Here is a 15,324-nt window from a genome sequence, read left to right as displayed (position 1 = left end):
CACCGGGCTCACAAACCGTCCGCTGAAACCGTCTACCGTATGTGGAAGTGAAACCCTTTGAGCAGATTGTCCGGGAGCACGGCGCGGCCGTGCTGCGGGTCTGCCGCGCCGTTGTGGGGCCGGACCAGGCCGAGGATGCCTGGTCCGAAACCTTCCTGGCTGCCCTGCGCGCCTATCCGGACCTGCCCGAAGGGGCCAATGTGCAGGCCTGGTTGGTCACCATCGCCAAGCGCAAGGCAGTGGACCAGTACCGGAGCACCTCCCGCAGCCCGCTGCCGGTGGAGGCGGTTCCGGATACACCCGCTCCCGTACCGGCCGACACCGACGGGCTGTGGTTTGCCTTGAAGACCCTGCCTGTCCGGCAGCGGGAGGCGCTCGCCTATCACCATCTGGCCGGGCTCCCGTACGCCGAGGTGGCCCGTGTGCTCGGAAGCAGCGAAGCCGCCTGCCGCCGATCCGCCGCCGACGGCATCAAGAAACTCCGTGCCCTGTATAAGGAGGACAGCAATGGCGTCCTTTGACCTGTTCAATGTGCCCGCATTCAATCTCCCCGCAGCGTCCGTACCCGAACCTGTCCTTGCCGCTGCGGACGCAGCCGCCGCTGATCCGCAGGAAACCGCCGCCCTCACCGCCCTGCATTCCCGCTTGGCGGAGGACGCGCAGGCCGCCGGGGTGCTGGATGTGGCCTACACCGTGGTGGACAGTCCGGTCGGTGGACTCATCCTCGCCGCCACCGACGCCGGCCTGGTGCGGGTGGCCTTCGAATGTGAAGGAGTGGATACCGTGCTGCAGGACCTCAGCACCCGGATCAGTCCGCGGCTGCTGGAAGCGCCGGAGCGGCTGGCCGAACCCGCTGCCCAGCTGCGCGGGTATTTCGAGGGCAGCAGGCGCAGCTTCGACCTCGCCTTGGACCTGCGGCTGACCACCGGCTACCGGCGGACGGTCGTCGAGGCGCTGCAGGGGATCGCCTACGGGCGCACGGTGACCTATGCCGGCATAGCAGCCCTGACCGGCAATCCCGGGGCCGTCCGCGCTGTGGGCACCGCCTGCGGCCGCAACCCCCTGCCGCTGGTGATTCCCTGTCACCGCGTGCTGCGCTCCGACGGAACCACCGGCGGTTACCGCGGCGGCCCGGCTGTCAAGAAAACCCTCCTCGACCTGGAAGCCGCCGCATGAGCTCCTCCCTTTTCCCCCGCGAACGCTCCGAACCCGCCGTCGGGGCGGTGCATGTGCCCGGCTGGTTGCCGCCGGGACAGCAGCGATCCATTGTTGAAGCGTGCCGTCAGTGGGCCATCGGACCGGTGCCGATGCGGTCGGCAGTGCTGCCCGGCGGGCATCCCATGTCGGTCCAGACGGTGTGCCTGGGCTGGCACTGGCAGCCGTACAAGTACACGCGCACGGCCGACGACGCCGGCGGCGGGCGCGTCGCGGAGCTGCCCGACTGGCTGGTGCAGCTGGGCCGCGACGCGCTCAAAGAGGCCTACCGGCAGGCGGACGGCAGCTACGCGAGGGAGGACTTCCGCCCGGAGAATTACACGCCGGACACTGCGCTGATTAATTACTATGCCGAGGGCGCACATATGGGGATGCACCAGGACAAGGATGAAAAGTCCAGCGCCCCGGTGGTTTCCATCAGCATCGGCGATACCTGTGTCTTCCGGTTCGGCAACACCGAAACCCGCAACCGCCCCTACACGGACCTGGAGCTGGAGTCCGGTGACCTGTTTGTCTTCGGCGGACCGTCCCGGTTCGCCTACCACGGTGTCCCGCGCACGGTGGCCGGAACCGCGGACCCGGAGTCGGGACTGGCCACCGGCCGGATCAACATCACCCTGCGCATGACCGGCCTCAGCGGATGACGCTGACGGGGGAAGAAACGGGGAAAGGAACAGGGGAAGAAAAGCTCGACGGCGGAACGGCCGGCGGCGCGGCCGGCGGAACGGCCGGCGGCGCGCGTACCCGCAGCCTGCCCTTCCGGGGACCGCTGGCCTGGGCGCCGCTGGCCAGCGCACTGCTCGCCCACGCCGTCCCGGGGCTGGAACGGGTAACGCCGAAGCCCGGCGGCGGGGTGGGCGTGGAACGGCTGCTGACGGTTGGATCCACAGTGGTTCCGCTGAAGGTCCACCTGCACCCGGACGGGGTGGACCTGGAAGCACCGGCGCTGCCGCAGCCGGAGGAAGCCGCCCTCATCACGACGGTCCGGGCCTGGCTGGACCTGGACGCAAATCCGGGCGTGGTGGATCCCTTCCTCGCCGGATTTGATGTGCTGGCGCCGCTGGTCCGGCGGCATCCCGGCCTGCGGGTGCCCGGCTCCACGGACGGCTTCGAGACCGGGATCCAAACGGTCCTCGGCCAGCAGGTATCCCTCGCCGCGGCCCGAACCTTCGGTGCCCGCCTGGTGGCAGCCTTCGGCGAGCCCGGCCCGGCAGGACTCACTGCCTTCCCCTCCGCGCACCGGCTCGCCGCGGTCCCGGCGGAGGAGATCCAGGCGGCCGTAAAGATCACGCACGCCAGGGCCAGGACCGTTAGGGCCCTGGCCGCTGCCGTCGCCGCCGGGCTGCCGCTGCAGCCGGGCGCCGATCCGGGGCAGGTCCGGGCAGGATTGCTGGCCCAGCCGGGCATCGGCCCGTGGACGGCCGACTACTTGGCGGTGCGTGTGCTGGGGGACCGGGACGCGTATCCTGCCGACGATCTGGTGCTCAAGCGCGCGCTCGGAGTCAGAACCGGACGCGAAGCGGCCCGGCTGTCCCAGCCGTGGCGCCCGTGGCGCTCCTACGCCTTGTTCCACCTGTGGACAGAGGCGGCTTACGCCCCGGCACCCTCCGGGGCATAGACGTCAGCCGAGGCCTAACCGCTCAGGTCCCGAGCAGCGAAAAAACCAGGGAAAAGGCTGCGGGCCCGCCCTGGATCAGGGACAGCCGTCCCAGCCGCCGGTCACTGAGGGCAAGCACTACGGAAGCCAGCAGCATGCAGGCAGTGGTGAACGTCATCAGGGTCAGCCCGGCCACCGGATTGCCGGCCACCAGCAGCACTACCCCCAGCCCGGCCCCCACAGCCAGGAAAAGGTTGTAAAAGCCCAGGTTGTAGGCAAGCTGCGCCGTGGCGGCTGGAGTGCCCGCGCCCCGCAGCTGAAAGATGGCCACCGTGTCCGGCTCGGTCCAGCGCAGGGATTCGAGCATAAAGAAATAGAAGGCAACGGCCGCTGCGACGACGGCGAGGATAGCTGCGGCAATCAGCACGGGTGCTCCCTAGGCAAGGCGCCGGCAGAGGGTTGAGCGTGGGCGGAGCCCGCCGGCCCCGGCACATGGCGGCGGGTAATCTCCGCGGTGCCGTCCATCCTGACAGCCGGGGCCGGGCCCCTCAAGGGGAAGCTGGACTATCTGATGGCGGCTGCGGTCCAAAGCCAGCTAGCCTTGAAAGAGCGGCCGGTTGACCGCTGCACCCCCGCAGCTCCCCCGCCGGCCTTGGACGCCACCGCCGCTTCCCCAGGAAGGACATCCCTTGCGCCCAATCCGTCCCCTCCGCACGCTCGCCGCCGCACTGGCAGCCACGCTGGCGCTGGCCGCCTGCGGGTCCGACTATCCGCTCGGGGACGCCCAGCGGGACGCAGCCGAGAACAGCACCTCCATGCTCAGCGGTGTCTTGTCGGGCGCCGGTTCGAGCGCGCAGGGCCCGGCGATGGACGCTTGGATCGCCGGGTTCGGCACCCTGCATCCGAACGTTCAGCTGCAGTACTCCCCGGACGGCTCCGGTGCCGGACGCAGCGCGCTGCTGGCCGGCGCGGTGGACTTTGCCGGTTCCGACGCCTACCTGCAGGAGGAGGAACTGGTGGACGCCCGGGCGGTCTGCGGTCCCGAAGGGGCGCTGGACATCCCGGCCTACATTTCCCCCATAGCCGTGGCCTTCAACCTTCCCGGCATCCAGTCGCTGAACCTGGACGCGGCCGCCATCGCCAAGATATTCCGCGGCGAAATCACCCAGTGGAACGATCCGGTTATTGCTGCGCTCAACCCGGATGTGGACCTGCCCTCCACCCGGATCACTCCCGTGAGCCGGGCGGATGACTCCGGGACCACGGAAAACTTCACCGAGTACCTGCATGAGGTGGCCCCGGATGCCTGGCCGGACGCGCCGTCCGGGACCTGGCCCGGCGGGCTGCAGGGCGAGAACGCGCAGGGCAGCTCCGGCGTCGTCAGCACCGTGACCCGGACGGAAGGGGCGCTCACCTATGCCGATGACTCGGTGATTGACGAGTCGATGGGCACCGCCAACCTCCTGGTGGGGGAGGACTTCGTGCCGATCAGCGCCGACGCCGCGAGCACCGCCGTCGAACAGTCCACCCGGGTCCCGGGGCGCAGCGAACACGACATTGCGCTGCAGCTGGACCGGCGAACCACAGCGGCGGGCGCCTATCCGCTGGTACTGGTGTCCTACCAGATCTACTGCAGCTCCTATGACGACGCCGGGCTGGTAGAGCGCGTTCAGGCCTTCGGTAAATACGTTGTAAGCGAGGAAGGCCAGCAGGCATCCGCGGACGCGGCGAAGAGCGCGCCCATCCCCAAATCCCTCGCCGAGGAGGCCCGCGCAGCCATGGAATCGATCACCGTCCGGAAGTAGTTTCCACGGCTTTGGGGCCTACCTTCCGGTATCCCGCCGCCTGCCGCAACTCCTCTTACGGTGCCCTCTTGCGCCCCCTGACGGCCGGTGTCACCGTGGGTTTACGCAACGCTGAAGGGGGCTGCTGTGGAACCTATCCGAATAGAACGCTGGTGGCCGTACCTGGACGGTTCGGCCAAGGACTGGTTGAGGCATAACCTCCGGCAGGACGGTCTGCCCTCGAAGGTGCAGGACCGGATTGCCGAGGCCGGAGGCCCGGTAATGGACCCCATTCTTGCTGAGCCGGACTGGGTATTCATTGAACTCGATGCCCAGGCAGTGGAGTAGGGCGGCCAAGCGGAGACCTCTCCTGGGATGAACCCGCCCGGACGGCCGGACGCGTGCCAAGAACGGTACGGACCTGCTAGATTGTCCGGACCTCCGGCCTAAGGCGGCGTTATGACCAAACTCAGTGAAGAGTCCCTTTCCCACCTGCCGCCCGGTGTCGCGCGGCCCGGTTATGACCGGTCGCAGTTGAGCACCGGCATTGTGCATTTTGGTGTGGGCGGCTTCCACCGCGCGCATCAGGCGATGTACCTGGACACCTTGATGAACCAGGGACTGGCCTTGGACTGGGCGATCTGCGGCGTAGGCGTGCTGCCCCAGGATGCGGCCATGAAAACTGTCCTGGACAGCCAGGACTGCCTGTACACGCTGATGCTGAAGTATCCGGACGGTACCCGCGAAGCCCGGGTGATCGGCTCCATCGTTGAATACCTTTACGCCCCGGAGGACCCGGAAGCCGTTATTGAAAAGATGGCGTTGCCGGGCACCCGGATCGTCTCCCTGACCATCACCGAGGGCGGTTACAGCATCAGTGACACCACCGGGGAGTTCGACGCCGGAACGCCGCAGGTTGCCGCGGACCTGGCACCCGGGGCCGTACCTTCCGGGGTTTTCGGCCTGGTGACCGAGGCCCTGCGCCGCCGCCGGGACAGGGGTCTGGGGGCGTTCACCGTGATGTCCTGCGACAACATCCCCGGCAACGGGGAGGTCGCGAGGAAGGCCTTCGGAGAGTTTGCGCGGCTGCTGGATCCGGAACTGGGGGAGTGGGTACTGGCCAACGTCGCTTTTCCCTCCTCGATGGTGGACCGGATCACACCGGTGACAACGGACGAGGACCGCACCCTGCTGGCACAGGAGTTCGGGGTGGAGGACGCCTGGCCCGTAGTGTCCGAGGACTTTGCGCAGTGGGCGCTGGAGGACACGTTTGTGCAGGGGAGGCCGCCCTGGGAGGACGCAGGCGTGAGCGTGACGGCAGACGTGGAACCGTTTGAGCGGATGAAGCTGCGCCTGCTGAACTGCGGACACCAGGGAATTGCCTACCTGGGCTATCTGGCCGGGTACCGGTACGCGCACGAGGCGGTGGCGGACCCGAAGCTGGCCAGGTTCCTGCTCGACTACATGGACAAGGAAGCCACGCCCACGCTGCTGCCCGTGCCCGGGGTGGACCTGGACGCCTACAAACGGCGGCTGCTGGAACGCTTCGGCAACGAATACGTGCGAGACACCCTGGCGCGTCTGTGTGCCGAGAGCTCGGACCGGATTCCCAAATGGCTGGTACCGGTAGTGCGGGAAAACCTGGCCCGGGACGGCGAGGTGTCCCGTTCCGCGGCCATCATTGCCGCCTGGGCGCGCTACGCCGAGGGTGTGGACGAAGCAGGGGAACCCATAAATGTGCTCGATCGCCACCGGGAAGACGTGATGAAGGCGGCGGCCCGGAACCGGGAGGATCCGCTGGCCTTTGTGTCGCAGCCGCAGTTCTTCGGTGAGCTCGCTGCGGATCCGCGGTTCACCGGGGCATATCTCGCCGCCCTGGACGCCCTGCACAGCCACGGCGCGAAAGCTGCCGTCGCCGGCTTGGTGGACGGAGCCTGAGCACCGGCTTGCGTTGTACCGCTGGGACGTTAGTCCACGAAGTGGGTTTCAACGCCCTCGGATGTTACCGAGCTGACTATGCGGCTGGCCAGGTCCCGCAGCTTGACGTTCCGGTTGCTGGAGGCCTGGCGCAGTATTTCAAAGGCCGCCTCTTGGCTGCACTTGTTCTGGGCCATCACAATTCCCACCGCCAGGTCAATGACCGTGCGTGCCTGCATGGCGGCGCGCAGGTGTTCGGCAGCACTCTTGTGCCGGGACAACTGGACTGCCAACTGCAGGGCAATCGCCGCTTCTGCTGCAAAAGCTTCCGCGGCCTGCACCGTTTCCGGCGTGAAGTACCCGGGCTCGCGGGTGTAGAGATTCAGTCCTGCACCGCCGTCGTTGCCCAAGAGGAGCGGGACGCCAAGGATCGAATAGAAGCCCCGGTCCTGAATGGCATCCGTATAGTCCGGCCACCGCTCTTCGGTGCGCACGTCCGCCACCAGGACCGTCCGTCCGGTGCGGGAGGCCCGCAGGCAAGGGCCGTCGCCAAAACCGTACTGAACCTCATCCAGTGCCTTGGCCGCCTCGCTGCTGCTGGCCACCGTAGTCCCTTCCTTGTTCCGCAGCAGGGTCACTCCTGCCAGCACTTCCGTGTCCTTGCTGAACTTTTCGGCGGCGTGGACAACGAAGGCCTCGAGGAAGAACTCCACCGACTCGGTCCGCAGAAGGATCTGCTGAAGTTCGGCCGCGACGGAGTGCTGCTCCGGGACTAGGTTCATGGGCTGAGTCTATCGCCACCGGGCCCCGTTACCGTTACGGACAGGGCCCGGCGGGGCTAGGCGTCCGCTAGAGCGTGTCGCTCATTTCGACTTCCTTTTCCCGGCTCCAGGTTCGCGCGTAGACACCGATCAGGGCTTCCTGGCGGAGGGTGAATCCGAGCCGGTTCAGCAGGGTATGCGCTTGATAGACGGTCAGGTGCTGGGCGCTGCGGCTGGCGCCGGCCTTGTCCGCCCGGTACAGGTAGGTGTCAATGGCCCGCAGCCAGCGGCGGCGCCAGTTCGCGACGGCGGATTCGGACGCCGTTGCGACCATCAGCCGGTGGACCGGCATGAGCTGTGCCTGTGCCTGGGCTCCGGTGGCCTTCTGCACGCCTGCCGCCCGGGGGTCCGAGGCCGTGCAGCTGTGCAGGTGGCTGTCCCAGTAGTATTCCCAGGAAACCCGGCGGCGGTCCGGCCAGGTGGACGCCCGCGGCCCTTTCATCATTGCGTAGGCGGAATCGAACAGCAGCAGCGAGGCCAGGGCGGAGCGGTTCTGCGCCTTCGCAAAGCGCGCCGTGGCCCAAAGGCAGAGATCCGAGGACAACTCAAAGACTTCCTCGGCCTGGGCGAGCCCCTCCACGCCGCCGTAGCGGGCCAGGTCCGCTTCGACCCAGGGAAGCAAAGGCTCGGTTCCAACCGTCCGGTCCAGCACCGGCTCGCTGAATTCCTGTGCCACCGCCATGCTGCGGACGGGGTCCCCGGCTTGCTCCTGCAGGGCCCCGAGGAGGGACTTGAGCCGGTCCAAGGCCTCCGTCGGGGCCAGGACACGCAGCCGAACCTGCGCGTTGGGCGGTTGCATGCGGCGGGTAAAAAACCATCGCCGGGTGCCCCAGAGCCTCGCCTGGGCAACTAGGGGAGTTACCAGTTCACTGATAATGCGGTCAGCCAAATCGAAACCGCCGGCGTCAATGGACAGATTCCACCATAGGAGATCGGCGGCGGGCCGGGGCGAGGTGCGGGAGGGGGTGCGGGAGGAGGTGCGGAGCGCGGCTGGCTGGCTCATGGCCATCCTTTCGGTGCTGTTCATGCTGGGCCACCCCTGCCGGAACACCTTCTCGCAGCATGTCCCGGGAAGGAAGTCTTTCCCAATCCGGGGACCGTGTCCACAGCCCGCGGAACCTCTCCGCGAAGACTGCTGTACCCCCTCCCAGATGGCCCGAATTGGAGTAATATCACCTGCCCGGATGCTGGTGGGAAGCGGCCACCGGACGCGGTTCCCGCCGGGGCAAGCCGCCGGTTTGCCGTGTCACATTCATGGTGCCGGGAAGCAGCCTGATAAGTTCACTTACCGGCGAATTACGAAACCGCCGGGTGCGCCTGTTTCCGCAGCGCGCTGTAGATATCTGTTCTTTCCCCAAAGGTCCGGCATGCATATTTTTTCCCGCGGCTTCCCGCGCATTGGCGGGCGGCGGCGGCGGTCCGTCCCGGATCTTTCCACGCTTTTCCACCAGTCTCCCTCCGGATATGTGGTCCTTTCCGCACGCGGGGTGATCGAAGAGGCCAACCACTCGTTTGCTGCCTGGACCGGCCGGAACCGCAGTGCGCTGGAAGGTACCGTTTTTACGGACCTGCTCGCTCCGGAAGACCTGCTCGAATACCAGCGCTGGACGGCGGCCCTCAGATCCGGAACCGGGCCGGTCCAGAACCTGGCGGTGGACTTCCACGGCCCGGACGGTGAGCGGCTCCCGGCCCTGATCGCCGGGGCACGCAGCCCCGGGCGGGGCCTGGACCTGATCAGTGTTCTTCCCGAAACCGGGCGGCGCCGGTATGAACGGGACTTGGTGGAAGCCCTGCAGCAGGCCGAAGCCGCCGACGAAGCCCGCGGAGCGGCGGAACTGCGCGCCCGCGAGCGGGAATCACTGCTGCACGCGGTGCTGGACACCGTGGATGTGGGCGTGCTGGTGGTGGACCGGGACGGCCGGGAAATCCTTGCCAATGCGCTGATGGAAAGCAGCCGCGCCGGGGCAGCCACCGGAGATATTGCCGGCCCCGGCGGTTCCGAGTGGCCCGTCTACGGCCCGGACCGGGTTACTCCGCTTCCGGACAGCAAGCGCCCCATCCGGCGGGCCGTTTCCGGGGAGTCCTTCGCCGAGGAAATCGTCTGGGTCGGTACCGGCCAGGGACAACTGGCGGTCAGCGTCTCGGCCCGCTCCGTCCGGGGCGGCGGCGGATTCAAGGGATCTGTCCTGGCGTTCAGCGACGTGACGCAGCTGGTCCGGGCGTTGACGGCCCAGCGTGAGTTTGTAGCCAATGTGTCCCACGAGCTGCGCACTCCCCTGACGTCGATCCTGGGCTATCTCGACATGGCGTTGGATAGCGGCGAAAACCTGGCCGAAGACGTCCGTTCCGCCCTGCAGACGGCGGTGCGGAACGCCGAGCGGCTGCTGCAGCTGGTAACGGACCTGCTCTCGGTGGCCGCCGGGAACGAAACCGTGGAGGCCAGGGAAGTCGACCTCGCCGCCGTCGTGCGTGCTGCTGTCGATTCCTTTGGGCCGCGCGCCCGGGTGAACGGGGTGGAATTCAAGGTTGACCTGCCGGGCGACCTTTCTGCCGTGGCCGATCCCAGGCGGATTGGGCAGGTGCTGGAAAACCTGGTCTCCAACGCGGTCAAGTATTCGCCCGACGGCGGCGTGGTGCAGGTGAGCGCGCGGGTTGAAGCGGGCATGGCAGTGATTGAAGTTGCTGACAGCGGCATGGGGATGTCCCAGGAGGAGCAGGAGGCAGCCTTCACCCCGTTCTTCCGCTCGGGACGGGCGCTTACGGCCGCCATTCCCGGTGCAGGCCTCGGTCTGGTGATCAGCCGCCGCATCGTGGAAGAGCACGGCGGCAACATCCGGGTCCGCAGCGAGCCGGGAGCCGGAACGCTCTTTACCGTGAGTTTGCCGGTGGCCGGACCGGATACGGACTTGCAAAGCTAGTAAGTCTGCTTATGGTTAAGGTGCCCGGGGCGCGTCCCGGAGGGACGGCAGTCCCGCGCAGCTGTTGATCCGGCAGAACTGAGGAGGCAGGCCCGTGCGAGCAATGGTGTACCGAGGACCCTACAAGGTTCGGGTGGAAGAAAAGCCGCGGCCCCCCATAGAGCATCCCAACGATGCCATTGTCCGGGTCACCCTGGCCGCCATTTGCGGATCCGACCTGCACCTTTACCACGGACTGATGCCCGACACCCGGGTTGGCCATACCTTCGGCCACGAATTCATCGGTGTGGTCGAAGAGGTCGGACCCTCGGTGCGGAACCTGAAGGTGGGGGACCGTGTGATGGTGCCGGCCAACATTTACTGCGGCACCTGCTATTTCTGCGCCCGCGGGATGTATTCGAACTGCCACAACGTGAACCCGAACGCCACCGCCGTTGGAAGCCTGTACGGCTACTCCCACACCACCGGCGGATACGACGGCGGCCAGGCGGAGTACGTGCGCGTTCCCTTCGCGGACATCGGGCCTTCCTTGATTCCCGACTGGATGGACGAGGAGGATGCCCTGATGTGTACCGATGCGCTGGCAACGGGCTATTTCGGCGCCCAGCTGGGAGACATCGTGGAGGGCGACACCGTGGTGGTCTTCGGTGCCGGCCCGGTGGGCCTCTACGCCGCCAAGTCGGCGTGGCTGATGGGTGCGGGGCGGGTCATCGTGATTGACCATCTGGACTACCGGCTGGAAAAGGCCCGCATCTTCGCGCATGCCGAAACGTACAACTTCACCGAGTACGACGACATTGTGGTGCACATGAAGAAAATCACCGACCATCTGGGCGCCGACGTCGCCATTGACGCAGTGGGCGCCGAAGCGGACGGCAACTTCCTCCAGCATGTCACCAGCACCAAGCTCAAGCTCCAGGGCGGTTCGCCCGTAGCCCTGAACTGGGCCATCGACTCGGTGCGCAAGGCGGGGACCATATCCGTGATGGGTGCCTACGGCCCCATGTTCAGTGCCGTGAAGTTCGGCGACGCCATGAATAAGGGGTTGACGCTGAATATGAACCAGACGCCCATGAAGCGGCAGTGGCCGCGGCTGTTCGAGCACATCAAGGCCGGATACCTGAGGCCGAACGAGATCATCACGCACCGGATTCCGCTTGAGCACATCGCCGAGGGGTACCACATGTTCTCGGCCAAGCTGGATAACTGCATCAAGCCCGTGATCGTCCCCGGTTCCTGAAAGGAAGCACCCAACCATGGCCTATACCCCGCAGAAACCGGCCCTGACTCCCACCAGTGATGAACTGCGCGCACGGATCCCGGGCTGGGGCGCGGACCTTGACCCGAAGGACCGCCCCGCGGTGCCCAAGCTGCAGTTCGACCCCACCCTCAGCGGCGCCCACTGGGAGTTCCCGGAGCGCCAGGAGGAGAAATATCCGCGCGAACGTTCCATTGAGCATAAGTTCCTCACTCCCGTGTTCGGCACGTCCTGCCCGCCCAAGGGACTGTCCGGTGTGATGCGCCGGTACGCCTACCGCCGGTTCAGCGAAGCACGGGCGGCACATTGGCTGATCCTGCTGGCAGCGGACCGGGTTGACGCGGTGGAAAGCCATCTGGCCTCCTTCCTGACCCTGCATCCGGACAATCCCGTGATCGAGACGGGGGTGCTGAGTGAGTTCTCCCGACGCGGGTATTCCTCCCGGGTCGGACGGAAGCGAGCGGATGTTAACCACCAGTGGATCGACCCCATCCTCATCGGCGGACCGTGGCTGCTGGCCGGTGCAGGGCTGGCCGCGGGCATCGCGGCAGCGGTACGCCGGCTGCGCAGCTAGGCATTGGGGTTGCGTTGCCTGCCTCCGCCCCCGGCGGAATACTGGTGGGGACGCAAAACGGAAGCCGGACGGGTGAGGCGGTGAGAGGTCATGGAAGGCAGGGGTGTTGAACAGTACCGGCGCCGGATGGAACGCGCGGCACAGCTGAGGGCGGCCGGTGCCGGGGGCGGCCTGGACCCGGAGGACGTGGAGCAGGCCGCGGCTGAAGAGGAACTGCAGCACAAGCGGCGGCAGGTGGACGACGCCGCACGTGCGGACTACCTGGTCCGCGACGCTATGGCGCGCGGCGACTTCGACAACCTGAAATATGCGGGCAAGCCCATCCCCGGCCTGGGCGATGGCCATGATCCGGACTGGTGGATCAAGGGACTGCTGCAGCGTGAAAACGTTACCGGCCTGGGGCCTGCGGCCATCCTGCTGCGCACCGAGGACGCGGAACTGGATGCCCGTCTGGACACCCGGTGGAGCGAGCGGCAGGTCCGCGAGATCCTGGAAGACTTCAACGCCCGGGTCATCAATGCCCGCCGCCAGCTCGAAGGCGGGCCGCCCGTGGTGACCAGGACCCGCGACGTCGAGCAGGAAATGCTGCGCTGGCGGGAGCGGAAGGCTGCGGCCGGGGCGGCGGAAGAGGCGCAAAGAGAAACCGCCGCCCCGGAAGCGGAGCGGCGGCGGTGGTTTCGGCGGAAGCGGCGACGTTAGCCCGGACCCGGCCTAGACCGTGGTGGCGTCGTGGACTTCGCCCACAAGCTCTTCGATGATGTCTTCCAGGAAGAGCACGCCGGTGGTGTTGCCCTTGGCGTCGAAGACCCGCGCCACGTGGGCGCCGGTGCGGCGCATGGTGGCCAGTGCGTCCTCCAGTTCGCCTCCCCGGTACGCCGAGGCAAGCCGGCGGATGCGCTTGGCCGGCACCGGCGCGGCGAATTCATCCGGACCGGTCAGGTCCATGACGTCCTTGAGGTGCAGGTAGCCGTCCGGGTCGCCGTCCTCGTTGGTCAGGATGTACCGCGAATAGCCGTGGATATCCACGGCCTGCTGCAGGTCCGCCGGCGAGGCCGTTTCGGGCAGCAGCACCATCTGAGCAATGGGAACCTCGACGTCGGCCACGGTCTTTTCAGTGAACTCGAAGGCCGCCGTCAGGGTGCCGCTGCGGTCGGTGAGCACGCCGTCGCGCGTGGACTGCTCCACAATGTTGGCAACTTCGTCCAGCGTGTAGGCACTGGTGGCCTCGTCCTTGGGCTCTACCTTGAAGAGGCGCAGCACACCGTTCGCTATACCGTTCAGGGCCCGGATGACAGGGCGGACAATCCGGGACACCATCACCAGCGGCGGGGCCAGCAGCAGTGCGGCGCCGGTGGGAACCGAGAAGGAAATGTTCTTGGGCACCATTTCACCCACCACCACGTGCAGGAAGGTCACCAGCAGCAGCGCCACTACGAAGGCAATCATCCCGATGGCGTCCGCGGACAGCGAGGTCAGGCCCAGCGGGATCTCCAGCAGGTGGTGGATGGCCGGTTCCGAGACGTTCAGGATCACCAGGGAGCAGACGGTGATGCCCAGTTGGCTGGTCGCCAGCATCAGGGTGGCGTGTTCCATGGCCCAGAGGGTGGTTTTGGCGGCCTTGCTGCCGGCCTCGGCCTTGGGCTCGATCTGGGAGCGGCGGGCTGAGATGACGGCGAACTCGGCACCCACGAAGAAGGCGTTGACCACCAGCAGCACTACGAGCCAGATGATTCCGGGCAGGTATTCACTCATGGGTCAGGTCCTTGGTCAGTGAGTCGACAATGCGGTCATGGGCACTTACGGGCGCCTCCAGGGAACCCGACGGCGTGAACCGCAGCCGCTCAATGTGGTTGCGGTTCACCCGTTCGACGCGGAGCGTTCCGCTGCCGATCTCCACTTCGTCGCCGAGTTCGGGAATGCGGTCCAGTTCATCGGTGACGAATCCGGCGATGGTGTCGTACTCCTCGCCGTCCGGTACCTCGATGCCCGTGCGGTCCAGCAGTTCGTCGGGCCGGAGTGCGGCGTCAAAAGTGATGGCCCGGCCGGTGCGGACCACGCCCACCCGGGCGCGGTCGTGTTCGTCCTCGAGCTCGCCGACAATTTCCTCGACCAGGTCCTCAAGGGTCACAATCCCCGCAGTGCCGCCGTGTTCGTCGGAGACGATGGCCACCTGCAGGCCCTGGGCGCGCAGCAGCCCCAGCAGGGTGTCCGCATCCATGGACTCGGGCACGTGCATCGGTTCCACCATCAGCTCGGCGGCGGTCACGGAACCTCGGCCGGCCAGCGGAACTCCGAACGCCTGCTTCACGTGCAGCACGCCGAGGATGTCGTCCGAATCGCGGCCGATCACGGGGAAGCGGGAGTAGCCGGTGGCGGTGGCAGCGGCCACCACCTGTTCGGCCGTATCCGTGCCGTGAACCGTATGCATGCGGACGCGCGGCGTCATCACATCGGCGGCGCTGTGGTCCGCGAAGCGCAATGTGCGGTTCAGCAGCACGGCATGGTCCAGGTCCAGCACGCCTTCAAGGGCTGAGCGGCGGACCAGGGAACTGAGCTCCTCTGCGCTGCGCGCACCGGAAAGTTCCTCTTTGGGCTCAATGCCGAAGGACCGGATGATCGCGTTGGCGGTGTTATTGAAAAGCAGGATCACCGGCTTGAACACGGTGGTGAACACTGCCTGGAAGGGAACCACCAGCTTCGCCGTGGCCAGCGGCAGCGCAAGGGCGAAGTTCTTGGGCACCAGTTCACCGATGATCATGGAGAAGATGGTGGCCAGGAAGATGCCGGCCACGGCGCCGATTCCGGGCACCAGGGCGTCGGGAATACCCAGCGCCGCAAGCGGGGTGGCCAGCATGGAGCTGATGGCCGGCTCGAAGGTGTAACCGGTCAGGAGGGTGGTCAGCGTGATGCCGAGCTGGGCGCCGGAAAGATGCGTCGAGGTAATCTTCAGCGCGTTGATGGTGGGGTTAAGCCGTTTTTCGCCCTTGTCCCGGCGGGCTTCAAGCTCCGCGCGGTCCAGGTTGACGAGTGAAAACTCGGACGCGACAAACAGTCCGGTGCCGACGGTGAGGAGCAAACCTACGCCAACCATTAGCCATTCATACATGGGGCTGCCCCTCTCTCGCGATAGCCGGTGCAGCCGGAGCGGACACGGTCTGCATTGCGGTCAGGACGGGGAGGGGCAAGGGTTTATGTGAGGGAGGGTCATCCATAGTCCAAGGAATATTACAGGATGCGTCT

At 66.8% G+C, this 15,324-nt stretch carries 16 protein-coding genes; 11 read left to right on the top strand and 5 right to left on the bottom strand.

Features of this window, described 5'->3' with window-relative positions:
* Positions 1–47: 47 nt before the first annotated feature.
* From LOC57_RS04735 to LOC57_RS04720, 4 genes are read left to right on the top strand one after another with little or no spacing between them, the layout of a single operon-like run.
* Positions 48–521, top strand: a complete 474-nt coding sequence (locus LOC57_RS04735; RefSeq protein ID WP_442860706.1) for an RNA polymerase sigma factor — start codon at positions 48–50, stop codon at positions 519–521.
* The gene (locus LOC57_RS04730) at positions 508–1,176 is read left to right on the top strand and encodes a methylated-DNA--[protein]-cysteine S-methyltransferase (protein ID WP_229958452.1); all 669 of its coding nucleotides are present in this window, start codon (positions 508–510) and stop codon (positions 1,174–1,176) included. Before LOC57_RS04735 ends, LOC57_RS04730 begins: the two co-directional genes overlap by 14 nt.
* Positions 1,173–1,859 (top strand): alpha-ketoglutarate-dependent dioxygenase AlkB family protein, encoded by a 687-nt coding sequence (locus LOC57_RS04725; RefSeq protein ID WP_227925859.1) that lies wholly within the window; start codon positions 1,173–1,175, stop codon positions 1,857–1,859. The genes LOC57_RS04730 and LOC57_RS04725 overlap by 4 nt, the downstream gene beginning before the upstream one ends.
* Positions 1,856–2,833 carry a DNA-3-methyladenine glycosylase family protein gene (locus LOC57_RS04720; protein ID WP_229958450.1) on the top strand — a complete coding sequence of 326 codons (978 nt, stop codon included), beginning with the start codon at positions 1,856–1,858 and terminating at the stop codon, positions 2,831–2,833. The genes LOC57_RS04725 and LOC57_RS04720 overlap by 4 nt, the downstream gene beginning before the upstream one ends.
* Positions 2,834–2,855: 22 nt before the next feature.
* Here LOC57_RS04720 and LOC57_RS04715 read toward each other — a convergent pair whose 3' ends face one another.
* Complete coding sequence (locus LOC57_RS04715) at positions 2,856–3,239, bottom strand: DUF1304 domain-containing protein (protein WP_227912188.1); 384 nt, start codon at positions 3,237–3,239, stop codon at positions 2,856–2,858.
* Positions 3,240–3,501: 262 nt separating this feature from the next.
* On the opposite strand from LOC57_RS04715, the gene pstS reads away from it, so the two are divergent.
* The 3 genes from pstS (at position 3,502) to LOC57_RS04700 (ending at position 6,534) form a co-directional block, all read left to right on the top strand.
* On the top strand, positions 3,502–4,617 hold the full coding sequence (gene pstS, locus LOC57_RS04710) for a phosphate ABC transporter substrate-binding protein PstS (protein WP_227912186.1): 1,116 nt from the start codon (positions 3,502–3,504) through the stop codon (positions 4,615–4,617).
* Between the two features lie 126 nt (positions 4,618–4,743).
* Complete coding sequence (locus LOC57_RS04705; RefSeq protein WP_227912184.1) at positions 4,744–4,944, top strand: hypothetical protein; 201 nt, start codon at positions 4,744–4,746, stop codon at positions 4,942–4,944.
* Between the two features lie 111 nt (positions 4,945–5,055).
* On the top strand, positions 5,056–6,534 hold the full coding sequence (locus LOC57_RS04700) for a mannitol dehydrogenase family protein (protein ID WP_227912183.1): 1,479 nt from the start codon (positions 5,056–5,058) through the stop codon (positions 6,532–6,534).
* 29 nt (positions 6,535–6,563) lie between these two features.
* Here LOC57_RS04700 and LOC57_RS04695 read toward each other — a convergent pair whose 3' ends face one another.
* Positions 6,564–7,295 (bottom strand): GAF and ANTAR domain-containing protein, encoded by a 732-nt coding sequence (locus LOC57_RS04695; protein WP_229958447.1) that lies wholly within the window; start codon positions 7,293–7,295, stop codon positions 6,564–6,566.
* A 67-nt stretch (positions 7,296–7,362) separates the two neighbouring features.
* Entirely contained in the window at positions 7,363–8,337 is a 975-nt protein-coding gene (locus tag LOC57_RS04690) for a lantibiotic dehydratase C-terminal domain-containing protein (RefSeq protein ID WP_227912179.1), read from the bottom strand.
* 364 nt (positions 8,338–8,701) lie between these two features.
* On the opposite strand from LOC57_RS04690, the gene LOC57_RS04685 reads away from it, so the two are divergent.
* From LOC57_RS04685 to LOC57_RS04670, 4 genes are all read left to right on the top strand, one after another.
* Entirely contained in the window at positions 8,702–10,252 is a 1,551-nt protein-coding gene (locus LOC57_RS04685; RefSeq protein ID WP_229958446.1) for an ATP-binding protein, read from the top strand.
* 94 nt (positions 10,253–10,346) lie between these two features.
* On the top strand, positions 10,347–11,492 hold the full coding sequence (locus tag LOC57_RS04680; RefSeq protein ID WP_229958444.1) for a zinc-dependent alcohol dehydrogenase: 1,146 nt from the start codon (positions 10,347–10,349) through the stop codon (positions 11,490–11,492).
* Positions 11,493–11,508: 16 nt separating this feature from the next.
* The gene (locus tag LOC57_RS04675; RefSeq protein ID WP_229958442.1) at positions 11,509–12,084 is read left to right on the top strand and encodes a hypothetical protein; all 576 of its coding nucleotides are present in this window, start codon (positions 11,509–11,511) and stop codon (positions 12,082–12,084) included.
* Positions 12,085–12,174: 90 nt separating this feature from the next.
* Positions 12,175–12,783, top strand: coding sequence for a J-domain-containing protein (locus LOC57_RS04670; protein WP_227912172.1), 609 nt, complete (start codon positions 12,175–12,177; stop codon positions 12,781–12,783).
* Between the two features lie 12 nt (positions 12,784–12,795).
* On the opposite strand, the gene LOC57_RS04665 is transcribed toward LOC57_RS04670, so the two are convergent.
* Positions 12,796–13,836 (bottom strand): hemolysin family protein, encoded by a 1,041-nt coding sequence (locus LOC57_RS04665; protein ID WP_227925852.1) that lies wholly within the window; start codon positions 13,834–13,836, stop codon positions 12,796–12,798.
* Positions 13,829–15,190 carry a hemolysin family protein gene (locus tag LOC57_RS04660; protein WP_229958440.1) on the bottom strand — a complete coding sequence of 454 codons (1,362 nt, stop codon included), beginning with the start codon at positions 15,188–15,190 and terminating at the stop codon, positions 13,829–13,831. Before LOC57_RS04660 ends, LOC57_RS04665 begins: the two co-directional genes overlap by 8 nt.
* Between the last annotated feature and the right edge of the window lie 134 nt (positions 15,191–15,324).

Source organism: Arthrobacter sp. zg-Y750, from assembly GCF_020907365.1.
In the GTDB taxonomy this organism is placed as follows: domain Bacteria; phylum Actinomycetota; class Actinomycetes; order Actinomycetales; family Micrococcaceae; genus Arthrobacter_B.
The sequence above is the reverse complement of the archived record's forward strand: the minus strand, read 5'-3'. Positions and strand labels throughout refer to the sequence as shown.